16 protein-coding genes are annotated in these 19,851 nt (G+C 68.8%); 7 read left to right on the top strand and 9 right to left on the bottom strand.

Annotation, left to right across the window (positions count from 1 at the left end):
• Window positions 1–98: 98 nt before the first annotated feature.
• From ung to RHOOR92_RS0113425, 5 genes are all read right to left on the bottom strand, one after another.
• Window positions 99–821: a uracil-DNA glycosylase gene (gene ung / locus RHOOR92_RS0113445; protein ID WP_007508745.1), complete on the bottom strand. Its 723-nt coding sequence runs from the start codon at window positions 819–821 to the stop codon at window positions 99–101.
• Complete coding sequence (locus tag RHOOR92_RS0113440; RefSeq protein WP_007508747.1) at window positions 818–1,660, bottom strand: response regulator; 843 nt, start codon at window positions 1,658–1,660, stop codon at window positions 818–820. Before RHOOR92_RS0113440 ends, ung begins: the two co-directional genes overlap by 4 nt.
• Before the next feature lie 140 nt (window positions 1,661–1,800).
• On the bottom strand, window positions 1,801–2,781 hold the full coding sequence (gene ftsX, locus RHOOR92_RS0113435; protein WP_007508750.1) for a permease-like cell division protein FtsX: 981 nt from the start codon (window positions 2,779–2,781) through the stop codon (window positions 1,801–1,803).
• A complete protein-coding gene (ftsE, locus tag RHOOR92_RS0113430; protein WP_015448884.1) occupies window positions 2,778–3,455 on the bottom strand; it encodes a cell division ATP-binding protein FtsE in 678 nt (225 codons plus the stop codon). The genes ftsX and ftsE overlap by 4 nt, the downstream gene beginning before the upstream one ends.
• A 111-nt stretch (window positions 3,456–3,566) precedes the next feature.
• The gene (locus tag RHOOR92_RS0113425) at window positions 3,567–5,315 is read right to left on the bottom strand and encodes a DEAD/DEAH box helicase (protein ID WP_027490483.1); all 1,749 of its coding nucleotides are present in this window, start codon (window positions 5,313–5,315) and stop codon (window positions 3,567–3,569) included.
• 382 nt (window positions 5,316–5,697) lie between these two features.
• Between RHOOR92_RS0113425 and trxA the strand changes: the two genes are divergently transcribed.
• The 3 genes from trxA (at window position 5,698) to RHOOR92_RS0113410 (ending at window position 9,597) form a co-directional block, all read left to right on the top strand.
• A complete protein-coding gene (gene trxA, locus RHOOR92_RS0113420) occupies window positions 5,698–6,024 on the top strand; it encodes a thioredoxin TrxA (protein ID WP_007515050.1) in 327 nt (108 codons plus the stop codon).
• 187 nt (window positions 6,025–6,211) lie between these two features.
• Window positions 6,212–8,011, top strand: a complete 1,800-nt coding sequence (gene rho, locus RHOOR92_RS0113415) for a transcription termination factor Rho (protein ID WP_027490482.1) — start codon at window positions 6,212–6,214, stop codon at window positions 8,009–8,011.
• 218 nt (window positions 8,012–8,229) lie between these two features.
• Complete coding sequence (locus RHOOR92_RS0113410) at window positions 8,230–9,597, top strand: glutamate--cysteine ligase (RefSeq protein ID WP_015448887.1); 1,368 nt, start codon at window positions 8,230–8,232, stop codon at window positions 9,595–9,597.
• Between the two features lie 6 nt (window positions 9,598–9,603).
• Here RHOOR92_RS0113410 and pyrC read toward each other — a convergent pair whose 3' ends face one another.
• The 3 genes from pyrC to hemB all read right to left on the bottom strand — a co-directional run bounded on the left by pyrC (window position 9,604) and on the right by hemB (window position 13,252).
• Window positions 9,604–10,656, bottom strand: a complete 1,053-nt coding sequence (pyrC, locus tag RHOOR92_RS0113405; protein ID WP_015448888.1) for a dihydroorotase — start codon at window positions 10,654–10,656, stop codon at window positions 9,604–9,606.
• 749 nt (window positions 10,657–11,405) lie between these two features.
• A complete protein-coding gene (locus tag RHOOR92_RS19715) occupies window positions 11,406–12,068 on the bottom strand; it encodes a hypothetical protein (RefSeq protein ID WP_155950252.1) in 663 nt (220 codons plus the stop codon).
• 188 nt (window positions 12,069–12,256) lie between these two features.
• Window positions 12,257–13,252, bottom strand: a complete 996-nt coding sequence (gene hemB / locus RHOOR92_RS0113400) for a porphobilinogen synthase (protein ID WP_015448890.1) — start codon at window positions 13,250–13,252, stop codon at window positions 12,257–12,259.
• Window positions 13,253–13,366: 114 nt separating this feature from the next.
• On the opposite strand from hemB, the gene glk reads away from it, so the two are divergent.
• From glk to RHOOR92_RS0113380, 4 genes are all read left to right on the top strand, one after another.
• Entirely contained in the window at window positions 13,367–14,383 is a 1,017-nt protein-coding gene (gene glk, locus RHOOR92_RS0113395; RefSeq protein WP_027490481.1) for a glucokinase, read from the top strand.
• 46 nt (window positions 14,384–14,429) lie between these two features.
• Complete coding sequence (locus tag RHOOR92_RS0113390; protein ID WP_007513772.1) at window positions 14,430–15,656, top strand: hypothetical protein; 1,227 nt, start codon at window positions 14,430–14,432, stop codon at window positions 15,654–15,656.
• Window positions 15,657–15,675: 19 nt separating this feature from the next.
• The gene (locus RHOOR92_RS0113385) at window positions 15,676–16,359 is read left to right on the top strand and encodes an HAD family hydrolase (RefSeq protein ID WP_027490480.1); all 684 of its coding nucleotides are present in this window, start codon (window positions 15,676–15,678) and stop codon (window positions 16,357–16,359) included.
• 98 nt (window positions 16,360–16,457) lie between these two features.
• Window positions 16,458–16,769 (top strand): hypothetical protein, encoded by a 312-nt coding sequence (locus RHOOR92_RS0113380; RefSeq protein ID WP_015448894.1) that lies wholly within the window; start codon window positions 16,458–16,460, stop codon window positions 16,767–16,769.
• A gap of 7 nt (window positions 16,770–16,776) precedes the next feature.
• Here RHOOR92_RS0113380 and RHOOR92_RS0113375 read toward each other — a convergent pair whose 3' ends face one another.
• Window positions 16,777–19,794 (bottom strand): DEAD/DEAH box helicase, encoded by a 3,018-nt coding sequence (locus RHOOR92_RS0113375; RefSeq protein WP_027490479.1) that lies wholly within the window; start codon window positions 19,792–19,794, stop codon window positions 16,777–16,779.
• Between the last annotated feature and the right edge of the window lie 57 nt (window positions 19,795–19,851).

Raw genomic sequence — 19,851 nt, 5'->3', positions numbered from 1 at the left:
CGCGAGTTGGTTCCGCGCTTTTGTAAACTGAATGGTACAGATATTTGTCACCCTTGTCCAGCGCCCCACCCCGCCGGCAAAGACTACCGACACGGCCTTCAAGCGGGCGTGAAACCGTCCCCCAGCGCGGCGCGAGGCGGCAGCGACCAGTCGATCGGCGCCTGGCCGTGCGCTTCCAGATAGCGGTTCGCCGCGGAAAAATGCCCGCAGCCGAGGAAGCCGCGGTGCGCCGACAGTGGCGAGGGGTGCACGCTCTTCAGCACGCAGTGCTTGCGGGTGTCGATCAGTTGCCCCTTGCGCTGGGCGTAGCTGCCCCACAGCAGGAACACGAGGCCTTCGCGCTCGCGGCCCAGCGCGTCGATCGCCGCGTCGGTGAAGCCTTCCCAGCCCTTGCCCTGGTGCGAGCCGGCGCGGCCTTCCTCCACCGTCAGCACGCTGTTGAGCAGGAGCACGCCGCGGTCGGCCCATGGCGTGAGGCAGCCGTGGTCGGGGCGCGCAATGCCGAGGTCGCGCTGGATTTCCTTGAAGATGTTTTCCAGCGACGGCGGCACCCGCACGCCGGGGCGCACCGAGAAGCACAGGCCGTGCGCCTGGCCGGGGCCGTGGTACGGATCCTGGCCCAGGATCACCACCCGCACCGCGTCGAACGGGGTGTGCGCGAACGCGGCGAAGATCTCCGGACCGGGCGGATAGATCCGCTTGCCGGCCTGCTTCTCCGCGCGCAGGAACGCCGCCAGCGCCTGCATCTCCGGGCGCACGAGGTAGTCGCCGATGCGCGCCTTCCACGACGGTTCCAGCCGGATCTGCGCCGCGTCGCTCATGCCCCGGCGGCGTGTTCGCGCAGGTGCCTGGCCACGCGCAGCTGGAACAGCAGCTTGGTCACCAGCAGTTTTTCCTCGACCGGCTTCTCGACCAGGTCGTTGGCGCCGGCCTTGATCAGCGCAGCCTGGTTGGCCGGGTTCTCGTCGCCGGTCATCACCAGCACCGGCAGCCGGCCCTTGCCGTAGCCGAACTCGCCGCGGACGTGCTTGAGCAGGTCGCCGCCAGTGAGCTCGCCCTTCAGGCTGACGTCGGTGAGCACCACGTCGGCGCCCACCTCGCCTTGCGCCCTCGAGGTTTCCAGCAGGGCCAGCGCATCTTCCACGCTGACCACGTGGCGCACGGTGAGACCGATCTTCTCCAGCATGCGGCGCGTCGCCAGCGCCACCACGCGGCTGTCCTCGACGTACAGCACCACGCCCTCGGCGGTGGCGTCCGGCCGCACGTAGCCGCGAATGAATTCGGCCAGCGCCTGGAAGCCGAGCGCCTTGTCGAAGTAGTCGGTGACGTGCTCGCCCAGCGAGCGGCTGTGCAGGCGCCCCTCGACGTCGCCGGACACCACCACGATCGGCACGTACGCCTGCGGCGCCGACTCGCGCACGAAGCGCGCCAGCTCCAGCCCGTCCATGTCCGGCAGGCGCAGCGCGACGGTGATGAAGTCGAACACGCCCTCGCCGAGCACCTGCTGCGCCTCCGCACCGCTGCCGCAGCCGACCACCTCGACCCCGGGCAGCTCGGCCTGCAGCACGCGGGTGATCAACTGGCGCACCACGCGCGAGCCGTCGACCACCAGCACCCGCGGTGCATCGGTCAGCAGACGGCCGCTGATATTCGTACTCATGGCTTAACTTACCCACCCGACTCGTGGCCGTCCTTCGCCGATGGACCTGCGGGTGCGTCCCCTGCACCCGTCGCAAACGGGGATAGTGCACCGGAGCGGGCACCGACGGCTGCGATTCACGTCACCCCGGCGCAAGGCCGTCATGCCGCCCGGCGCAATTGCCACGCGCTAACCAACCGCGCGCCGAGCCAGCCCAGCGCCGCGGCGACCAGCGGCACCGCCAGCAGCAGCCACAACGGCAGGCCGCCGATGTGGAGCTTGCCGTCATAGGCTTGGCTCAGCTGCGCCACCGGCGCGGCCAGCGCCAGCTCGATCGCCACCGCCAGCAACGCGGCCAGGACGCCGCTGAACAAGCCATACCAGATCCCCGCGTACAGGTAGGGCCGGCGCACGAACGCGCCACTGGCGCCGACCAGCAGCAGCACGCCGATCTCCTCGCTGCGGCTGGCGATGTCCACCCGGATCGTGTTGCCGACCACCAGCAGCGCCGCCAGCGCCAGCAGCGAAGCCAGCACCAGCACCACGCGGTTGCCCACGCCGAGCAAGGCATCCAGCCGCTGCCGCCAGCTGCCGCTGTCCTGCACCAGCTCGACGCTGCGCAACGTGCGCACGTCGGCCACCAGCTGCTCCAGTGCGTGCGCATCCACGCCGGCGCGCGGCTGCAGCTGCAGCACGTACGGCAGCGGGTTGTCGTCCAGCGTCTGCAGCGCACCGGAGAAGCCCTGCATCTGCGCCAGCTCGTCCATGCCCTGCTGCGGCGTCTTCACCGTCACTGCGGCCACTTCGGGGCGGTCGCCCAGTTGTCTGGCGAGCAGTTGCGCCTGTGGCGCGGTCTGGCCCGGCTGCAGGAACACGCTGATCGCCTGGCTCTGGCCCAGCGCGTTGCCGAGCTGCTGCACGTTGCCCAGCAGCAGGTAGAACGTCAGCGGCAAGGCCAGCGCCAGGCCCATCACCGCGATGGTGAGCAGGCTGCCGAACGGACGCGCGGCGAGCCGGCGCAGGCTGGACGCCGCGCTCCAGCGGTGGTGTTCCTGCCAGCTGGCGAAGCGGTTGCCGCGGCTGTGGACGTTGCGCGGCGGCGCATCCGCCGGCACGTGCAGGGTCTCGGTCGACGTGTTCACAGCACCTCCTGCGCGGCCAGGTCGGCCACCAGGCGGCCGTGATCCAGCACGATCACGCGCTTCTTCATGCGCTTGATCAGCGGCAGGTCGTGGCTGGCGATCAGCACGGTGGTGCCGACCTGCTGGAACTCGCCGAACAGGCCCATGATCTCCACCGCCAGCTGCGGGTCGAGGTTGCCGGTGGGCTCGTCGGCGATCAGCAGCGCGGGGCGCGCCACGATCGCGCGGGCGATGCCCACGCGCTGCTGCTCGCCGGTGGACAGGGTGGCCGGCAGCTGCCGCTCGTAGGCGAGCAGGCCGACCTTCTCCAGCGCGGCACGCACGCGCCGCGCGCGTTCGGCGCGGGCGATGCCGCCGATCACCAGCGGCAGCTCGACGTTGGCGAACACGCTGCGATCCAGCAGCAGGCGATGGTCCTGGAACACCATGCCGAGATGCCGGCGCCACTTCGGGATGCCGCTGTGGCGGATCTTCGCCAGACTCTTGCCGTCCACGCTGATGGTGCCGTGCGAGGGCCGCTCGATCAGCCCCAGCAACTTGAGCAGGGTGCTCTTGCCGGCGCCGGAATGGCCGGTGACGAAGGCCATCTCGCCGGTCGGCACCTCGAACGAAAGCTGCGAGAGCGCCTCATGGCCGCCTTCGTAGCGCTTGCTGACTTGGTCGAAATGGATCACCGCGCGTCCCCGAGCCTGCGTGTCGTCGTATCCGCGCAAGGATAAGGGAAGCCGGCCGCAAGATGCGGACTTCCCTGACCGCCGCGGGCCAACCCGCGGCGGTCGCGGCACTCAGCGGCCGGTGAACAGCCGGGTCAGGCGACGGAACAGGCTCGGCTTCTTCGGATGGGCGTGCTCGCTGGGCTTGCCCGAAGTCACCGCGACCTGCCGCGACGGCCGGCTGTGGCCGCTACCCGCGGACTCGGCCGCGTTGCGCTCGCGGGGCGGGCGACGCTCGCCGCGCGGTGCGCGATTGCCTTCGGCGACCGCGGGCTGGTGGCCGGTCGTCTCGACGCCATCGGTCGGCGCGCCTTCACGGCGACGATTGCGGCCGCCGCGACGGCGCCGCGGCTTGCGCGTCCCCTCGGCGGCCGGACCGGCATCTGCCCGCGGTGCCGCCTCGGTCTTGTGCACGCCCTCGGCAGCCGGCTGTTCGGCAGCGGCAACACGGCCGTCGGCCAGCTCCGGCTTGCGCTCGCGCGGCGGGCGCGCGGCGCCGCGGCTGCTTCCGCTGCGCTCGCCGCTGCGACCCGGAGCGCCGCTGCGGCGCGGCTTCTCGCCCGGCCGCGGCGCCACCACGTCGCCAAACGCGGCGCTGTCGGCGGCGGCGTTGGCGGCGAACTCGGGGTCGATCGCGTGCGGCTTCGGCATCACCAGCAGCTCCGGCTCCATCGCGCCGACCGGGATGCTCTGGCCGATGTAGGTCTCGATGTCCGGCAGGCTCATCGCGTACAGGTCGCAGGCGAAGCTGATCGCGTCGCCCTCGGCGCCGAGCCGCGCGGTGCGGCCGATGCGATGCACGTAGTCCTCGGCTTCGTGCGGCAGGTCGTAGTTGAAGACGTGGCTGACCGCCGGGATGTGCAGGCCGCGCGCGGCCACGTCGGTGGCCACCAGGATGTCGAGCTGGCCGTCCTGGAAGCGCTGCAGCAGCTTCTGCCGCTTCAGCTGCGGCACGTCGCCGGAGATCGCGCCGACCCGGCAGCCATGGCGCTTGACCCGCTCGGTGACGCGCTCGGCGGCAGCCTTGGTGTTGACGAAGATGATGCTGCGCGACGGCTTGTGCCGGTCGATCAGGTTCAGCAGCAGCGGCATCTTCTCTTCCTTGGCCGGGAAGTAGACGACCTGGCGCACCTTGTCGGCAGTGACGTGGTCGCTCTCCACCACCAGCTTCTCGGCCTCGTGCATGTGCTCGTAGGCCAGCTCCAGCACGCGGTGGCTCAAGGTGGCGGAGAACAGCAGCACCTGGCGCTGCTCGCGCGGCGGCAGCTTGCGGAAAATGAAGCGCACGTCCTTGATGAAGCCGAGGTCGAACATGCGATCGGCCTCGTCGATCACCATCACCTCGACGCTGTTGAGGCTGAACACGCCCTGCTTGTGGTAGTCGAGCAGTCGGCCCGGGGTGGCGATGATGATGTCGCAGCCGTCCTTCAGCTGCTGGCGCTGCTTGTCGTAGTCGACGCCGCCGTAGATCAGCGCGCTGCGCAGGCCGGTGTGGCGGCCGATCGCCTTGGCGTCCTTCTCGATCTGGATGGCCAGCTCGCGGGTGGGCGCGATCACCAGCGCGCGCGGGTCGCTGTCCTTGCGCTCGGCCACCGCCGGGGTGGTCAGCAGGTGGTTCATCAGCGCGACCAGGAAGGCGCAGGTCTTGCCGGTGCCGGTCTGCGCCTGGCCGGCAACGTCGCGCCCGGCCAGCGCCAGCGGCAGAGTCATTTCCTGGATCGGCGTGCAGCGGGTGAAACCGCTGTCGTCCAGACCCTGCTGCAGCAGCGGATGAAGATCGAAGTTGGCGAAGAAGGTGTCGGTGAGTACGGTTTGTGACATATGCGGATGGTTGACCTTGCCTGACGGCGGCGTGATGCGCTGCACCCGTTTCAGCGGCCGGGGTTCGGCGCGAAACGGTGCAGGACGGGGTGCGCGTGGCGCAGCGAAGCGTTCAATCCCGGGGTCGGCAAGGTCGCGCCGCGGCGTGCGACGCCGGATTTGACGGCGGTCCGACGGGCGGCTTGAACGGCCGCCCTTGAATCGTGCCCGGAGTTGCGCTGGAATGAGAACTCGCCGCCCTCTTCCTGCCCAACCCGCGCTTCGTGGGCGCCTGAGTGTAGCCGATGACGGGCCCGCCCGTCGTCACTCCTTGTTTTTCGGCCCCGGCCACCCCATTGTTTTCCACCTGCCAGTTCTGGCCCCCCCAGCCACGGAGATCCCGGTGAGCGACCTGATTACCCATGTGAACGACGACGCCTTCGACGAGCAGGTGCTCAAATCCGAAACCCCGGTGTTGCTGGATTTCTGGGCGGAATGGTGCGGCCCGTGCAAGGCCATCGCGCCGATGCTGGACGAGCTGGCACAGCAGTATCAGGGCAAGCTGCGCGTGGTGAAGGTGAACATCGACCAGAACCAGCAGACCCCGCGCGCCTATGGCGTGCGCGGCATCCCGACCCTGATGGTGTTCAAGAACGGCAAGGTCGAGGCGACCCAGATCGGTGCCGTCAGCAAGGGCCAGCTGACCCAGATGATCGACAAGGCCATCTGACCCCTTCGTTGCACACCCGCTGCCCACCGCCTGCCCGGCCCCGTCCGGCAGGTTGGCGAGGCTTTACGCCGGCACGCGGCGGGTGCTAGATTCATCGCGTCCGTCGGGACAGTCCTGTCCCCTTGCGCCTGCCGCGCGACGCACACCCTCCCTCCTGCAATTCAACGGCGCCCCGCGAGGATTGCCCGTGTCCGATACCGAAAACAGAACCCCGAACGACGCCCCGGGCGCCGACGCCCGCGCCGTGGCCGAAAACAAGCCCGAGCCGCGCCCCCGCGCGCCGCGCCGCACGGCCGCCGCGACCGCGGCGGCGAACGCCGAGAAGGCCGCCGTGGCCGACAGGCCGGTCGCACCGACGCCCGCCCCGGCGACGCCGGCAGCCGTGCCGGTGCAGGCCAGCCTGCCGGCCATGCCGGCGGAACCGGCCATCACGCGCCCCGCGCCGGAGCCGCGCGACTTCGCCGCACCGACCGGGCAGAACCAGAACCAGGACTCGCCGGCCGGCCAGAACCCCGGCCAGCCGCAGAATCCGAACCAGGGCCAGAACCCGAACGGCAGCCAGAACAACGGCGGCCGCGAAGGTCGCGAGGGTCGCGGCCGCCGCCGGCGCAACGAACGCGGCGGCAACCCGAACCAGCAGCAGGGGCGCCCGCAGCATCCGCGGCCGAACCCGAACGGCCTGCCGGTGGACGACGACAACGCCGACCCGGGCAGCAACGATCGGGTGATCAACCTCACCGAGCTGAAGCGCATGAAGGCGCCGCAGCTGCTGGAATTCGCCGAGTCGCTGGGCGTGTACGAAGGCGTCGCCCGCGCGCGCAAGCAGGACGTGATCTTCAACGTGCTCAAGGCGCACGCCCGCTCCGGCGGCGGCATCTGGGCCGAGGGCGTGCTGGAAATCCTGCAGGACGGTTTCGGCTTCCTGCGCTCGGCCGACGAGTCCTACCTGGCCGGCCCCGACGACATCTACGTCAGCCCCAGCCAGATCCGCCGCTTCAACCTGCGCACCGGCGACTACATCACCGGCCGCGTGCGCCACCCGAAGGAAGGCGAGCGCTACTTCGCCATGCTGCGCGTCGACGACATCAACGGCGATCCGCCGGAGGCGTCGAAGAACAAGATGCTGTTCGAGAACCTCACCCCGCTGTTCCCGCGCAAGGCGTACAAGCTGGAGCGCGGCAACGGGTCGAGCGAGGACATCACCGGCCGCATCCTCGATTTGATCGCGCCGATCGGCAAGGGCCAGCGCGGCCTGATCGTCTCGCAGCCGAAGTCCGGCAAGACGATGATGCTGCAGAACATCGCGCAGGCCATCCAGTACAACCATCCCGAAGCGCACCTGATCATGCTGCTGATCGACGAGCGCCCGGAGGAAGTCACTGAGATCGCCCGCACCGTGCGCGCCGAAGTCATTTCATCGACCTTCGACGAACCGGCCGTGCGCCACGTGCAGGTCGCCGAGATGGTGATCGAGCGCGCCAAGCGCCTGGTCGAGCACAAGAAGGACGTGATCATCCTGCTCGACTCGATCACCCGCCTGGCGCGTGCTTACAACACCGTGATCCCGAGCTCCGGCAAGGTGCTCACCGGTGGTGTCGACGCGAACGCGCTGCAGCGCCCGAAGCGCTTCTTCGGCGCCGCCCGCAACGTGGAAGAAGGCGGTTCGCTGACCATCATCGCCACCGCGCTGACCGAAACCGGCAGCAAGATGGACGAGGTGATCTACGAGGAGTTCAAGGGCACCGGCAACATGGAAGTGCACCTGTCCCGCCGCATCTCCGAGAAGCGCGTCTACCCGGCGATCGACATCAACCGCTCCGGCACCCGCCGCGAGGATCTGCTGATCGACCCGGACATGCTGGCCAAGATCTGGATCCTGCGCAAACTGCTGCACCCGATGGACGAGCTGGCCGCGATGGAGTTCATGCTCGACAAGATGAAGAACACCAAGTCCAACGACGAGTTCTTCAATTCGATGAAGCGCTGACAGGCGGGAATCGGGAATCGCGGGACGCGGCGATTCCGCCCGGTACTGGAACGGCGGCCACAGGCCGCCGTTTTCCCTCCCGTGCCCGTCTGATCCAGCTCAAGGCGGCACCCGGGCGATGCTGCTCCAATGCGGCTCCGACCCCGCATCCCACGACACCCCTTTTCGTCGCCTTGTGCCGCCCCCATAGTGTCGGCTCCCCCAGCGAGGCTTCGCCCGTGTCCATACCCAGTGCCGTCAAGAGCACCCCGATCCAGGGCCGCCAGCAACTTGCCGATTACCTCGCCGCCGGCGAGAAGCCGCGCGAGGCCTGGCGCATCGGCACCGAGCACGAGAAGTTCGGCTTCCGCACCGACGACCTGATGCCGCCGCCATTCGAGGGTGAGCGCGGCATCCGCGCCCTGCTCGAAGGCATCGCCACGCGCTACGGCTGGGACATTGCCCGCGAGGGCGAGACCCCGGTGGCGCTATCCCGCGACAAGGCCAACATCACGCTGGAGCCGGCCGGCCAGCTGGAACTGTCCGGCGCGCCGCTGGAAACCATCCACCAGACCTGCTGCGAGGTGAACTCGCACCTGGAGGAAGTGCGCTCGGTCGCCGACGGCATGGGGCTGGGCTTCCTCGGCATGGGCTTCCAGCCGAAGTGGCGCCGCGACGAGATGCCATGGATGCCGAAAGGCCGCTACAAGATCATGCGCGAGTACATGCCCAAGGTCGGCTCGCTCGGCCTGGACATGATGACGCGCACCTGCACCGTGCAGGTGAATCTGGATTTCTCCTCCGAAGCGGACATGGTGAAGAAGTTCCGCACCAGCCTCGCGCTGCAGCCGATCGCCACCGCGTTGTTCGCCGACTCGCCGTTCACCGAGGGACGTCCGAACGGCTATTTGTCCTACCGCTCGCAGATCTGGACCGACACCGACCGGGACCGCACCGGCATGCTCGACTTCGTGTTCGCCGACGGCTTCGGCTACGAGCGCTACGTCGACTACATCCTCGACGTGCCGATGTACTTCAGCTATCAGGACGGCCGCTACATCGACCTGGCCGGACAGGACTTCAAGCGCTTCCTCGCCGGCGAGCTGCCCACGCTGCCGGGCGTGCACGCGACCATGAAGGACTTCGCCGACCACCTCACCACCGCCTTCCCCGAGGTGCGCCTGAAACAGTACCTGGAGATGCGCGGCGCCGATGGCGGCCCGTGGAACCGGCTGTGCGCGCTGCCCGCGTTCTGGGTCGGCCTGCTCTACGACCAGCAGGCACTGGACGCGGCATGGGACCTGGTCAAGGACTTCAGCCGCGAGGAACGCCACGCGCTGCGCGACGGCGTGCCGAAGCACGCGCTGAAGCTGCCGTTCCGCGGCGGCAGCGTGCGCGATCTCGCCGAGGAAGCGCTGAAGATCGCCGGCCATGGCCTGAAACGCCGCGCCCGCCTCAACCGCCACGGCGCCGACGAGAGCGTCTTCCTCGAACCGCTGGTCGAGATCGTGCAGGCCAACCAGACCCCGGCCGAACGCAAGCTGGAGCTGTTCCACGGCCCGTGGCACGGCAGCGTCGATCCGGTGTTCCGCGAGTTCGCCTACTGAGGACGGTCAGGGCGTGGTCGTTTCCACCAACGACCACGCTACCGACTCGCCGGCGCGCATCGGCGTGCAGGTGGACCCGGCCAGCGGGTATAGGTCCGGCACCATCCATGGCGTGCGCTCGAGCGCGATGCGTTCCCGGTTCCGTGGCAACCGGTAGAAGTCGGCGCCATGGAAACTGGCGAACGCTTCCAGCCGATCCAGTCGGCCCGCCTGCTCGAACGCCTCGGCGTACAGCTCGAGCGCCGCATGCGCGGTATACAGCCCCGCGCAGCCACACGCCGTCTCCTTCGCTTCGCGCGGATGCGGCGCGCTGTCCGTGCCGAGGAAGAAGTGCGCGTCGCCGCTGGTGGCTGCCTGCAGCAACGCAACGCGGTGCGTCTCGCGCTTGAGGATCGGCGCGCAGTAGTTGTGCGGGCGGATGCCACCAGCGAACAACGCGTTGCGGTTGAGCAGCAGGTGATGCGCGGTGATCGTGGCCGCCACGTTGGCCGGGGCGCCGCGGACGAACTCCACCGCGTCGCGCGTGGTGATGTGCTCCAGCACCATGCGCAAGGCCGGGAACCGCGCCTGCAGCGGCAGCAGGTAGCGTTCGATGAAGACGCGTTCGCGATCGAAGATGTCGACATCCGGATCGGTGACCTCACCGTGCAGGAGCAGCGGCAGTTCGTGCTTCTGCATCGCTTCGAGCACCGCATGCACGCGCGACAGCTCGCGCACGCCCGAGTCGGAATTGGTGGTGGCGCCGGCCGGGTAGTACTTCACCGCAAACACGCTGTCGCTTGCCTTGGCGCGGGCGATTTCCTCGACCGGCGTGTTCTCGGTGAGATACAGCGTCATCAGCGGCCGGAAGCGTGCGCCCGCCGGCAGGCTCGCCAGAATCCTCCGGCGATAGTCCTCGGCCTGCGCCACCGTCGTCACCGGCGGCTTCAGGTTCGGCATCACGATGGCGCGCGCAAAACGCTGCGCGGTGTGGGCGATCACCGAGGCCAGCGCATCGCCGTCGCGAAGGTGCAGGTGCCAGTCGTCGGGGCGGGTGATTTCAAGACGCGTGGGTGTCATGGATTCCGGGCTCGGGTTGCGGTCGGAGATGACAATGGTATCGCGCCAGCGCGAAAGCTTGAGAGCAGAGCGGTCGATCGCCTTCGGCGACCGAGTCACTTTTCTCTTGCGTGGCCAAGAGAAAAGTAACCAAAAGAGAAGGCCACCCCGCTTGCGCGCCTTGCGGGCCTCCTGCCCGCAAGGTTCGCGGTCGTGTTACGGGGTTTGTCGACAGGGCATCCTGCCCTGACGCCAAACTGGTTCGCATCCATGCGAACCACCCTGCGGGCTTTTCCTCCACCCGCCCGCCGCTTCAGAGGGGACCCGGGTAGAGCAGCGGGCCATCGTGGCCCGCACTTTTTAGAAGAGCCAGATCAAGAGCAAGGCAATAGCAGAGCGATGCGTTGCTGTTGCTTTTCAGCTTTCCACCGAGTGCGGGCCACGATGGCCCGCTGCTCTACCGGGGTCCCTTGTGCGGCGGTGAGTCGGGGTCGACAGGCCGCGCAGCGGGCATCGGCAGGGATGCCGATGCCTTTTCGCACGGGCAGGATGCCCGTTCGATAAGCCTGGCCCCGGCTCACGGACTTGCCGGGCAGGAGCCCGGCAAGCGCCAAGCGGGGCGCTCTTTCTCTTTGGTTACTTTCTCTTTGAGCACGCAAAGAGGAAGTGACTCGGCCTCCGCAGGAGGACGAGAGCTTTTGCCTCTACAACGTACATTGGCTTACCGCAGAAACTGAGCCTGACCTCGATATCACTCCACATTCAAGTATTCAGTTTCTTACCACGAGTGAGCGAAGCCAGACGGGAATTTCATTGGTGAGCCACTCCGCTTCCTCTGGCACATCCCCTTTTGCAAATATCTTTACAACAAAGAGTTGTCCCCTAATGCGAATGTATGCAACACCAAGGCTCATGGGCGGTAACTTTGAGTTACCATCGATCTCGTATCTCCCCCTCGTCACAATGGCAAAGCAGTTGGTCTCGTCCACCAAGATGCGATCGCCGTTTGTATCAACCAATTTACTGTCTTCCCCCTTGGCCTTCATATAGGCATTGGCGTGCCATATTTCCGCAGGGCCGAAGAAGCTCTTGCGCATGTCTCCCACCAAGGCTGCAAATGTGTCGGGACTAGCGAAACGAAGTTTGTCATCTGTGGGTTGAAGAACAACGGCATAGTGGCGCTTCTCTGGTCGCTCCCCTTTCTCTATCTTGTTGATATCGGAGAGTGCCAGGTAAGCATCCACAAATCGAAGGGCATGGTTACTTGCGGCATTCGAAAAACTGGCCGTTGCGGCAGGACTTTTTGCCACTGACACAAGACCCCGCGGAGGAGAAATTGTCGTGCCTTGCGCCGCCGACGAAGTATCCGACGCCTGCACCGAGTTGAAGGCGACCGAGGTCGCAAGTAGAAGAAGACAATAGATGAGATTCATAGCGCGCATGACACGTCCCCTGCGTATCGATTGGTAGTAGCAACGGTGCGGATAAGTCAAACCGCGATAACTGAATGCGAAGCCTTGCTAGCTAGTTTTCAAATTGTATCGATCAACTCTGTCTGACCCCAGCGTTGGCTGGCTGGAAAGGTTCGCCATCGAAAGCAGACATTGCAAACTGGCCACACCTACTTCCCGTCGCGCAACCACCGCGCCGCGTCAATCGCGTAGTAGGTAAGAATCGCATCCGCCCCCGCCCGCTTCATCGCGGTGAGCGCCTCCAGCACTACCGCCTTCTCGTCCAGCCAGCCGTTCTGCGACGCGGCCTTCAGCATCGCGTATTCACCCGACACCTGGTACACGAAGGTCGGCGCGCCGAAGGTGTCCTTCACCCGGCGCAGCACGTCGAGATACGGCAGGCCGGGTTTCACCATCACCGCGTCGGCGCCTTCGAGCAGGTCCAGCTCGACTTCGCGCAGCGCCTCGTCACTGTTGCCCACGTCCATCTGGTAGGTGTGCTTGTTGCCCTTGCCGAGGTTCACCGACGAACCGACCGCGTCGCGGAACGGGCCGTAGAACGCGGAGGCGTATTTCGCCGAGTAGGCGAGGATGCGGGTGTGGATGAGGCCGGCTTCTTCCAGCGCTTCGCGGATCGCGCCGATGCGGCCGTCCATCATGTCCGACGGCGCCACGAAATCCATGCCCGCCTCGGCCTGGGCCAGCGACATCCTGATCAGTGCCTCGACGGTGGGCTCGTTCATCACGTAGCCGTGCTCGTCGATCAGGCCGTCCTGGCCGTGGGTGGTGTACGGGTCGAGCGCCACGTCGCCGATCAGGCCCAGCTCCGGGTACTTCGCCTTCAACGCGCGGGTGGCGCGATGCATCAGGTTGTCCGGGTTCCACGCCTCGCTGGCGTCGAGCGACTTCACGTCGGCGCCGGGCGAGGGGAACAGCGCCAGCGCGGGGATGCCCAGCCGCACGCATTCGCCAGCCAGCGCCAGTAAGCCGTCGATGGACAGCCGCTCCACCCCCGGCATCGACGGCACCGCCTCGCGCCGGCCCTCGCCCTCGATCACGAACGCGACCATGATCAGGTCACTCGGCAGCAGGGTGTGCTCGCGCATCAGCGCGCGGGAGAAGGCGTCGCGGCGCATGCGCCGCATGCGGGTGGCAGGGAAGCTCATGGCGGGGTCTCGCGGAACGGTCTGCGGGGGATTTTACGCCGTGCGGCCGGCAAAACACTGGACTAACTGCCGTGACGCCGGCAGGCTTGGCGCTTCACGCCGCCAGGAAGTTCCATGAGCCAGCCCAGCCACGCCCCCACCCTGCTCGTCGATCTCGGCGGCACCAACGTCCGCTTCGGGGTGGCCGATCCTTCGCGCGACCAGCCTTTGCTGGCCGACAGCATCCGGCGCTACCGCGTGGCCGAGCACGATTCGCTGGTGGCGACCGCGCAGCAGTACCTGGCCGACACCGGCCTCAAGGTAAGCCGCGCCATCGTGGCCGCGGCCGGGCGCATCGTCGACGGCGAGACGGTGAAGGTCACCAACAACCCGTGGGCGATCTCGGCGCAGCAGACCGCCGCCGCGCTGGACCTGGAGTACGTGCACCTGGTCAACGACTTCGCCGCGCAGAGCATGGCGGTGACCTTGCTGCAGGGCGACGACCTGGTCGACGTGGGCACGGTGCCGCGCCCGGTGGTGGGCGCCGAGGCGGAGCAGACCTTCGCCGTGGTCGGTCCGGGCACCGGCCTGGGCGTCGGCGGCCTGCTGGTGCGCGGCGGCCACTGCAGCGTGCTGCAGACCGAGGGCGGCCACGCCGGCTTCGCCGCGCACACGCCGGAGGACATCGCCATCCTCGACTACCTCAACCACAAGTACGGCCGCGTCTCCAACGAGCGGCTGATCTGCGGCCAGGGCCTGGTGAACCTGTACGACGCGATCTGCCACATGGTCGGCGCGCAGCCCGAGGCGCTCAAGCCCGAGGACATCACGGCCCGTGCGAAGGACGGCAGCTGCTCGCTGTGCACGCGCACGGTGGAAACCTTCGCCGGCATCTTCGGCAGCGTCGCCGGCGACCTGGTGCTCACGCTCGGCGCCTGGAACGGCGTCTACCTCACCGGCGGCCTGATCCCGATCCTGCTGCCGTGGCTGGAACGCGGCCGCTTCCGCGAGCGCTTCGAGGCCAAGGGCCGCTTCCGCGACATCATGGAAAAGGTGCCGACCCAGGCGATCATGAACCCGGAGCCGGGCCTGCTCGGCGCGGCGGCGCTGGCGGTGCTGGAGTCGGGGCGCACGCTGCTGCCGCCGCGTTAGCCCGCGGGCCGGCGCGTATCCTGCCGAGGCCATGCGAGGAATGCGTATGCCCTGCGCCACCGTCGCCCGCCTGCTGTGGCTGCCGTGCCTGCTGGCGCTGCCGCTCGCCGCGCCGGCGCAGGATACCGGCGTCACCCGCAACGCGGCACTGGCCATCCCGGCCACGCCGATCACCTCGCGCACGGCGCTGGATGCCTATGTGCGCGATACGCCGCCTGAAAACTCGCCGCTGAACTGGCTGACGCCCGGCGCCCGGCGCCGCTTCCTCGACACCCTGGTGTACCGCGAGCACGGCCTGGGCGGCATGCGTCTCGCCGACCTGCGCTACGAACTCACCCGCGGGCAGGCCTATACCCTGCTGCGCCTGTTCGGCGCGCAAGACTACGCCATCGACCTGGATGCGCTGAGCGCGCCGCGCGCGGCCACGCACGACGACGCGGCAGGCACGCTGGAAGCCGCCTACGACCGCCTGCTGGCCGCCGCGGAGCACGCCGCCGCACCGGCGCAGGCCATCGCGCGCAGCTACGCCGCGGATTTCGCGCCGGCACAGACCGACGCGCAACGGCCCGCGCTCGGCGACCGCGACGCGGAGCTCCTGTTCCGCGCGGCGGCGCTGGCCTTCCAGACCACCGGCCGACCGGACTACCTCGCCGACCTGCGCCGCGATTTCGCCGAACTGGAGCGCCGCCGGCGTGTCGACCGTCCGCACGCCAGCGATCTCTACGACGCGTTGCTCGTCGCGCACCGCGACGACGAGGCGCGCACGCTGCTGGCCGCCCACCCCGACATCCAGCGCAGCCCGCCGCCGTCGATGCACACGTTCAGCCGCATCCGCAACGGCCAGCCCAGCCTGTGGGTGGTCACGCCGGGCACACGCACGCGCGAACTGGTGCGCTTCCGCTTCAACCTCCGCGCGCCGGCACAGGTGATCGTGCTGGCCTCGACCGGCTGCCATTTCTCCGCGAACGCCGCGCGCGACATCGAGGCCGATCCGCTGCTGCGCGACCTGTTCCGCGAGTACGGGCAATGGGTGGCTCCGCCCAGCGAGGTCACCGCGTTCGATGCCGTGCGCGAGTGGAACGAGGCGCATCCTGCACTGCGGCTCGGCATCGCCTACGACAACGCTGCGCTGCCGATGGTCGAGCGCGTCGAGACCCCGGTGTTCTACTTCCTCGACCACGGCACGGTCGTCGACACCGTGGTCGGCTGGCCGCCCGGCGGCAACCTCGACGCGATCCGGCGCGGCTTGCGCAAGATCGACCTGCTGCGCTGACCTGCCCACGGAGAAACCCATGCCCCGCCACGACACCGCCTTCCTGTTCGACCTCGACGGCACCCTGATCGACAGCGTCTACCAGCACGTGCTGGCGTGGAAGGAGGCGCTCGATCGCGAAGGCGTGGAACTGTCGGTGTGGCGCATCCACCGCAAGATCGGCATGAGCGGCGGCCTGTTCGCCAACATCCTGCTGCGCGAGACCGGACTGGAAATCACCGCCGAGCGCCTCGACCGCCTGCGCCAGTGGCATGCCGAGGCGTTCAACCGCCAGCACGCGCAGGGCTCGGTGCAGCCGCTGCCCGGCGCGCGCGCGTTGCTGGACTACCTCACCGAACAGCAGATTCCATGGGCGATCGCCACCAGCGGACGGATGGAGACCGCCGTGCCCAACCTGCAGACGCTCGGCGTCGACCCGTCGAAGGTGCCGGTGGTGACGCGCGACCAGGTGCGCCACGCCAAGCCCGACCCGGACCTGTTCCTTGCCGCCGCCGCACGGCTCGGCGTGGACATCCAGCAGTCGCTGGTGATCGGCGACAGCGTGTGGGACATGCTCGCCGCGCAGCGCGCCCGCGCGCTCGGCGTGGGCCTGCTCTCGGGAGGCTACGGCCACGCCGAGCTGCAGCAGTCCGGCGCGTTCCGCGTGTACGGCGATCCGGCCGATCTGCTGCGGCACATCGACGAGGTCGCCGCACGCGATTGAGCGGCCGCGTTGAACAATGCCGCCAGGCGTCATGAAAAATTAATCACCCGCGCACGAGCCCGCGGTAGGCTCGGCGGCAGTCGATCAAGGAGCCACCCATGCGCCGCCTCGTCGCCAGCCTGCCGCTTGCCCTGCTGCTCGCCGCGTGCGCGCCCTCGCCGGCGCCGCCATCGGACGGCAGCCGGCCCGCATCGACGAACGCCGTGCTCGGCTCGGCCGAATGGTACGCATGGGTCGATCAGTCGCTGCACATCGACGACGGCCACGGCCCGGCCCGCGGCTCGGACGCATGGAACCAGGCGGTACAGGACAAGCTGGGCCAGGAAGCGCCGCAGTCCAAGCCCGGCTCGCCGGAATGGCAGCAATCGGTGGACGCGCTGCTGCGCACGCGGTTGCCGCCGTCGTCGTGACGCGAGATCAGCCCGGCGCCAGCAGGGTGTCCAGGTCGCCTTCGTCGAAACTGAGCTTCTCGCGGCTGCCGCCGCCTTCGAGCACGGCGGCGGCCAGTTCGGCCTTGCGCTCCTTCAGCTGCTCGATGCGCTCTTCCACCGTGCCCGAGGTGATCAGGCGGAACACGAACACCGGCTTGTCCTGGCCGATGCGGTGCGCACGGTCGCTGGCCTGCGCCTCGGCGGCGGGGTTCCACCACGGGTCGTAGTGGATCACGGTGTCCGCCGCGGTGAGGTTCAGGCCCACGCCGCCGGCCTTCAGCGAGAGCAGGAACAGCGGCACCTCGCCGTTCTGGAAACGCTGCACCGGCTCGGCGCGGTCGCGGGTGTCGCCGGTCAGGGTGACGTAGCGGATGCGCCGGCGGTCGAGCTCGGCGGCGATCAGTTTCAGCATGCCGGTGAACTGCGAGAACAGCAGCACCTTGCGGCCCTCGTCGAGCAGCGCCGGCAGCATGTCCATCAGCAACTCGAACTTGGCCGACTCGTGCACGCCGCGCGCGGCTTCGAGTTTCACCAGCCGCGGGTCGCAGCAGACCTGGCGCAGCTTGAGCAACGCGTCCAGCACCACGATGCCGGAGTGCGCGATGCCGCGCTGCGCGATCACCTCGCGCAGTTCCTCCGCCAGCGACAGGCGCAGGCCTTCGTAGAGATCGCGCTGCCGCCCTTCCAGCACCACGCGGCGGGTGATCTCGGTCTTCGGCGGCAGCTCCTTCGCCACCTGCGCCTTGCTCCGGCGCAGAATGAACGGCGCGATGCGCAGGTTCAGCCGCTGCTGGCATTCCTCGTCGTGCTGCTTCTCGATCGGGATGCGGTAGAAGCGGCGGAACGCGCTCTCGTCGCCGAGCAGGCCGGGCACCGCCAGATCGACCTGCGACCACAGCTCGCCAAGGTGATTCTCCAGCGGCGTGCCGGTGAGGCAGACGTAGCGCGGCGTGCGCAGGCTGAGCAGGGCGCGGCGCGCCTGCGTGCGCGGGTTCTTCACCTGCTGCGCCTCATCCAGCACGATCAGCGCGAACGGCTGCTTGCGCAGCGCGACCACGTCGCGCGGCAACAGCGCGTAGCTGGTCAGCACGATGTCCTGCGCGCCGAGCTGGGCAAACTCCTCGGCGCGCTGCGGCCCGTGCAGGGTCAAGACGTGCAGCATCGGCGCGAAGCGGGCGATCTCGGACTGCCAGTTCGGGATCAGGCTGGTCGGCACCACGATCAGCGCAGGCTGGGTCAGCGCGCCGCCCTGTTTCAGCGACAGCAGATGGGTGATCAGCTGCAGCGTCTTGCCCAGGCCCATGTCGTCGGCGAGCACGCCGCCGACGCCGGCCTCGGCCAACGCGTTCAGCCAGCGCAGGCCCTCGCGCTGGTACGGCCGCAGCTCCACGGTGAGCCCGTCGGGCACCGCGTCGCTGGCACGCTCGGCGGCGTCGCGCAGGCGCGCAGCGAAACCGAGCAGCGGTTCGGCCGCCTCCAGCGTGCTGCCGCCGGGCATCGCCGCGACGAGTTCTTCCAGCCGGCCGGCCTGGACCCGCGGCAGATGCAGCTTCTGGCGCGGCTTCTCCAGGTACTCGGCCAGCGGCGCCAGCAGCCCGCGCAGTTCCTTCAGGCGCACCGGCACGCGCCGGCGCGCATCGACCGGCGCGTACCACACGGCGTCTTCCGGCTCGTTCGGTGCCGGACGCAAGTTCAACTGGTGCTCGGCCAGCGCCTGCGCCACGGCGGGCAGCAGGTTGTGCCGCTCGCCATCCAGCTCGATGCCGATCTCCAGGTCGAAGGCATGGTCGTCGGCATCTTCCACCGCCTGGCCGTACCAGTGCACCGGGCCTTCCAGCACTTCGAACGGGAAGCTCGGCGCGTACTCGACCTGGAAATTCTCCGCCTCGAGTTTCGGCCGCAGCGCCAGCCAGCGTGCCGGCGTGTTGACCTCCAGCGCACCGGCGTAGCCGGTGCCGGGAAACAGCCAGGCGTCGTCGGGCAGGGTTTCGGCCACGTCCCACGGCAGGCCTTCGGTATCCACGCCGGGGGTGAGTCCGGCGCGCTCGAGCTGCTCCATCGCGCTGAGTTCCTCGGCGCGGCGGCGGGTGATCTCGACCAGCTGCCCGTTGCGCACGCGCCGCACCAGCGGCTCGCCGCCACGGGCGGGCAGGCGTTCGCCGGCGTAGTCGAAGGCCAGCCGCGCATAGCCCAGCGGCGGCGTGCCGGCGGCCAGCCGCACGTGGCGGGTCAGTGCGTGCAGGGTCAGCACCGGTTTGGGCGCCAGCGCCGAGCGACGCACTTCATCGAACACCAGCGGCAACGGCACCCGCGTGGCCAGCCGACTGCCGGCCAGGCGGTTGCGCAGGCGGCGGCCGTGCTCGTGCTTCAGCGGCGGCAACTCCAGCCAGCGTGTTTCCTCGACCGCCGCGTCGAAGCGGCCCACCGTGGCGCGCTCGGCATCGAGGCACCACAGCCCGTCGATGCGCAGCAGGCGCTGGCTGTGCGGCAGCACCGGCAGCAGGCGCTGGCTGCCGTCCGGCTCCAGTTGCCAGTGCCAGTTGAGCGGGTGCGACTTGCCGCGCGACAGCCGCAGCCCGGCCAGGCCGCCGAGGAAACATGGCGCAGTGTCCAGGATCTCGGCCAGCAGGGTGTCGCCGACGTGGCCACCGAGGCGCGCGTAGCTGCGGCCCTTGCGCACGCTCTGCGGCAGACCCAGCATGGTCGCGGCCAGGCGCTGCTCGTGCGGCGGCAGCGGCGACTGCGCCAGGTGCCGGCTGTCCAGCGGCACCGGCCGCGCGTAGCGGCCGTGCTCGGCCACCGCCAGCAGCACCGGCGCCACGTCCAGCCGGGCGAAGGCGGCGCCTTCCTCCGGCATCACTTCCAGGAAGAAACCGAGCACGCCGTGCTCGTCGGCCACTGCCGGCTTCGGCGCCGCCAGCAATCGCCGCCATGCCTGCGGCAGGGCCTCGTCCTCGCCGGAAGGCGTGGCGGCGGCGTGCTGTTTCCCGTCCGGTTGCTGCATGCGCATGCGGTCCGTGGCGACGACCAAAACATTGAGCTTAGCAGCGCAGGGGCACGA

The organism is Rhodanobacter sp. OR92 (genome assembly GCF_000427545.1).
Classification (GTDB): Bacteria; Pseudomonadota; Gammaproteobacteria; order Xanthomonadales; family Rhodanobacteraceae; genus Rhodanobacter; species Rhodanobacter denitrificans.
This window is presented reverse-complemented; position numbering and strand designations above follow the sequence as displayed.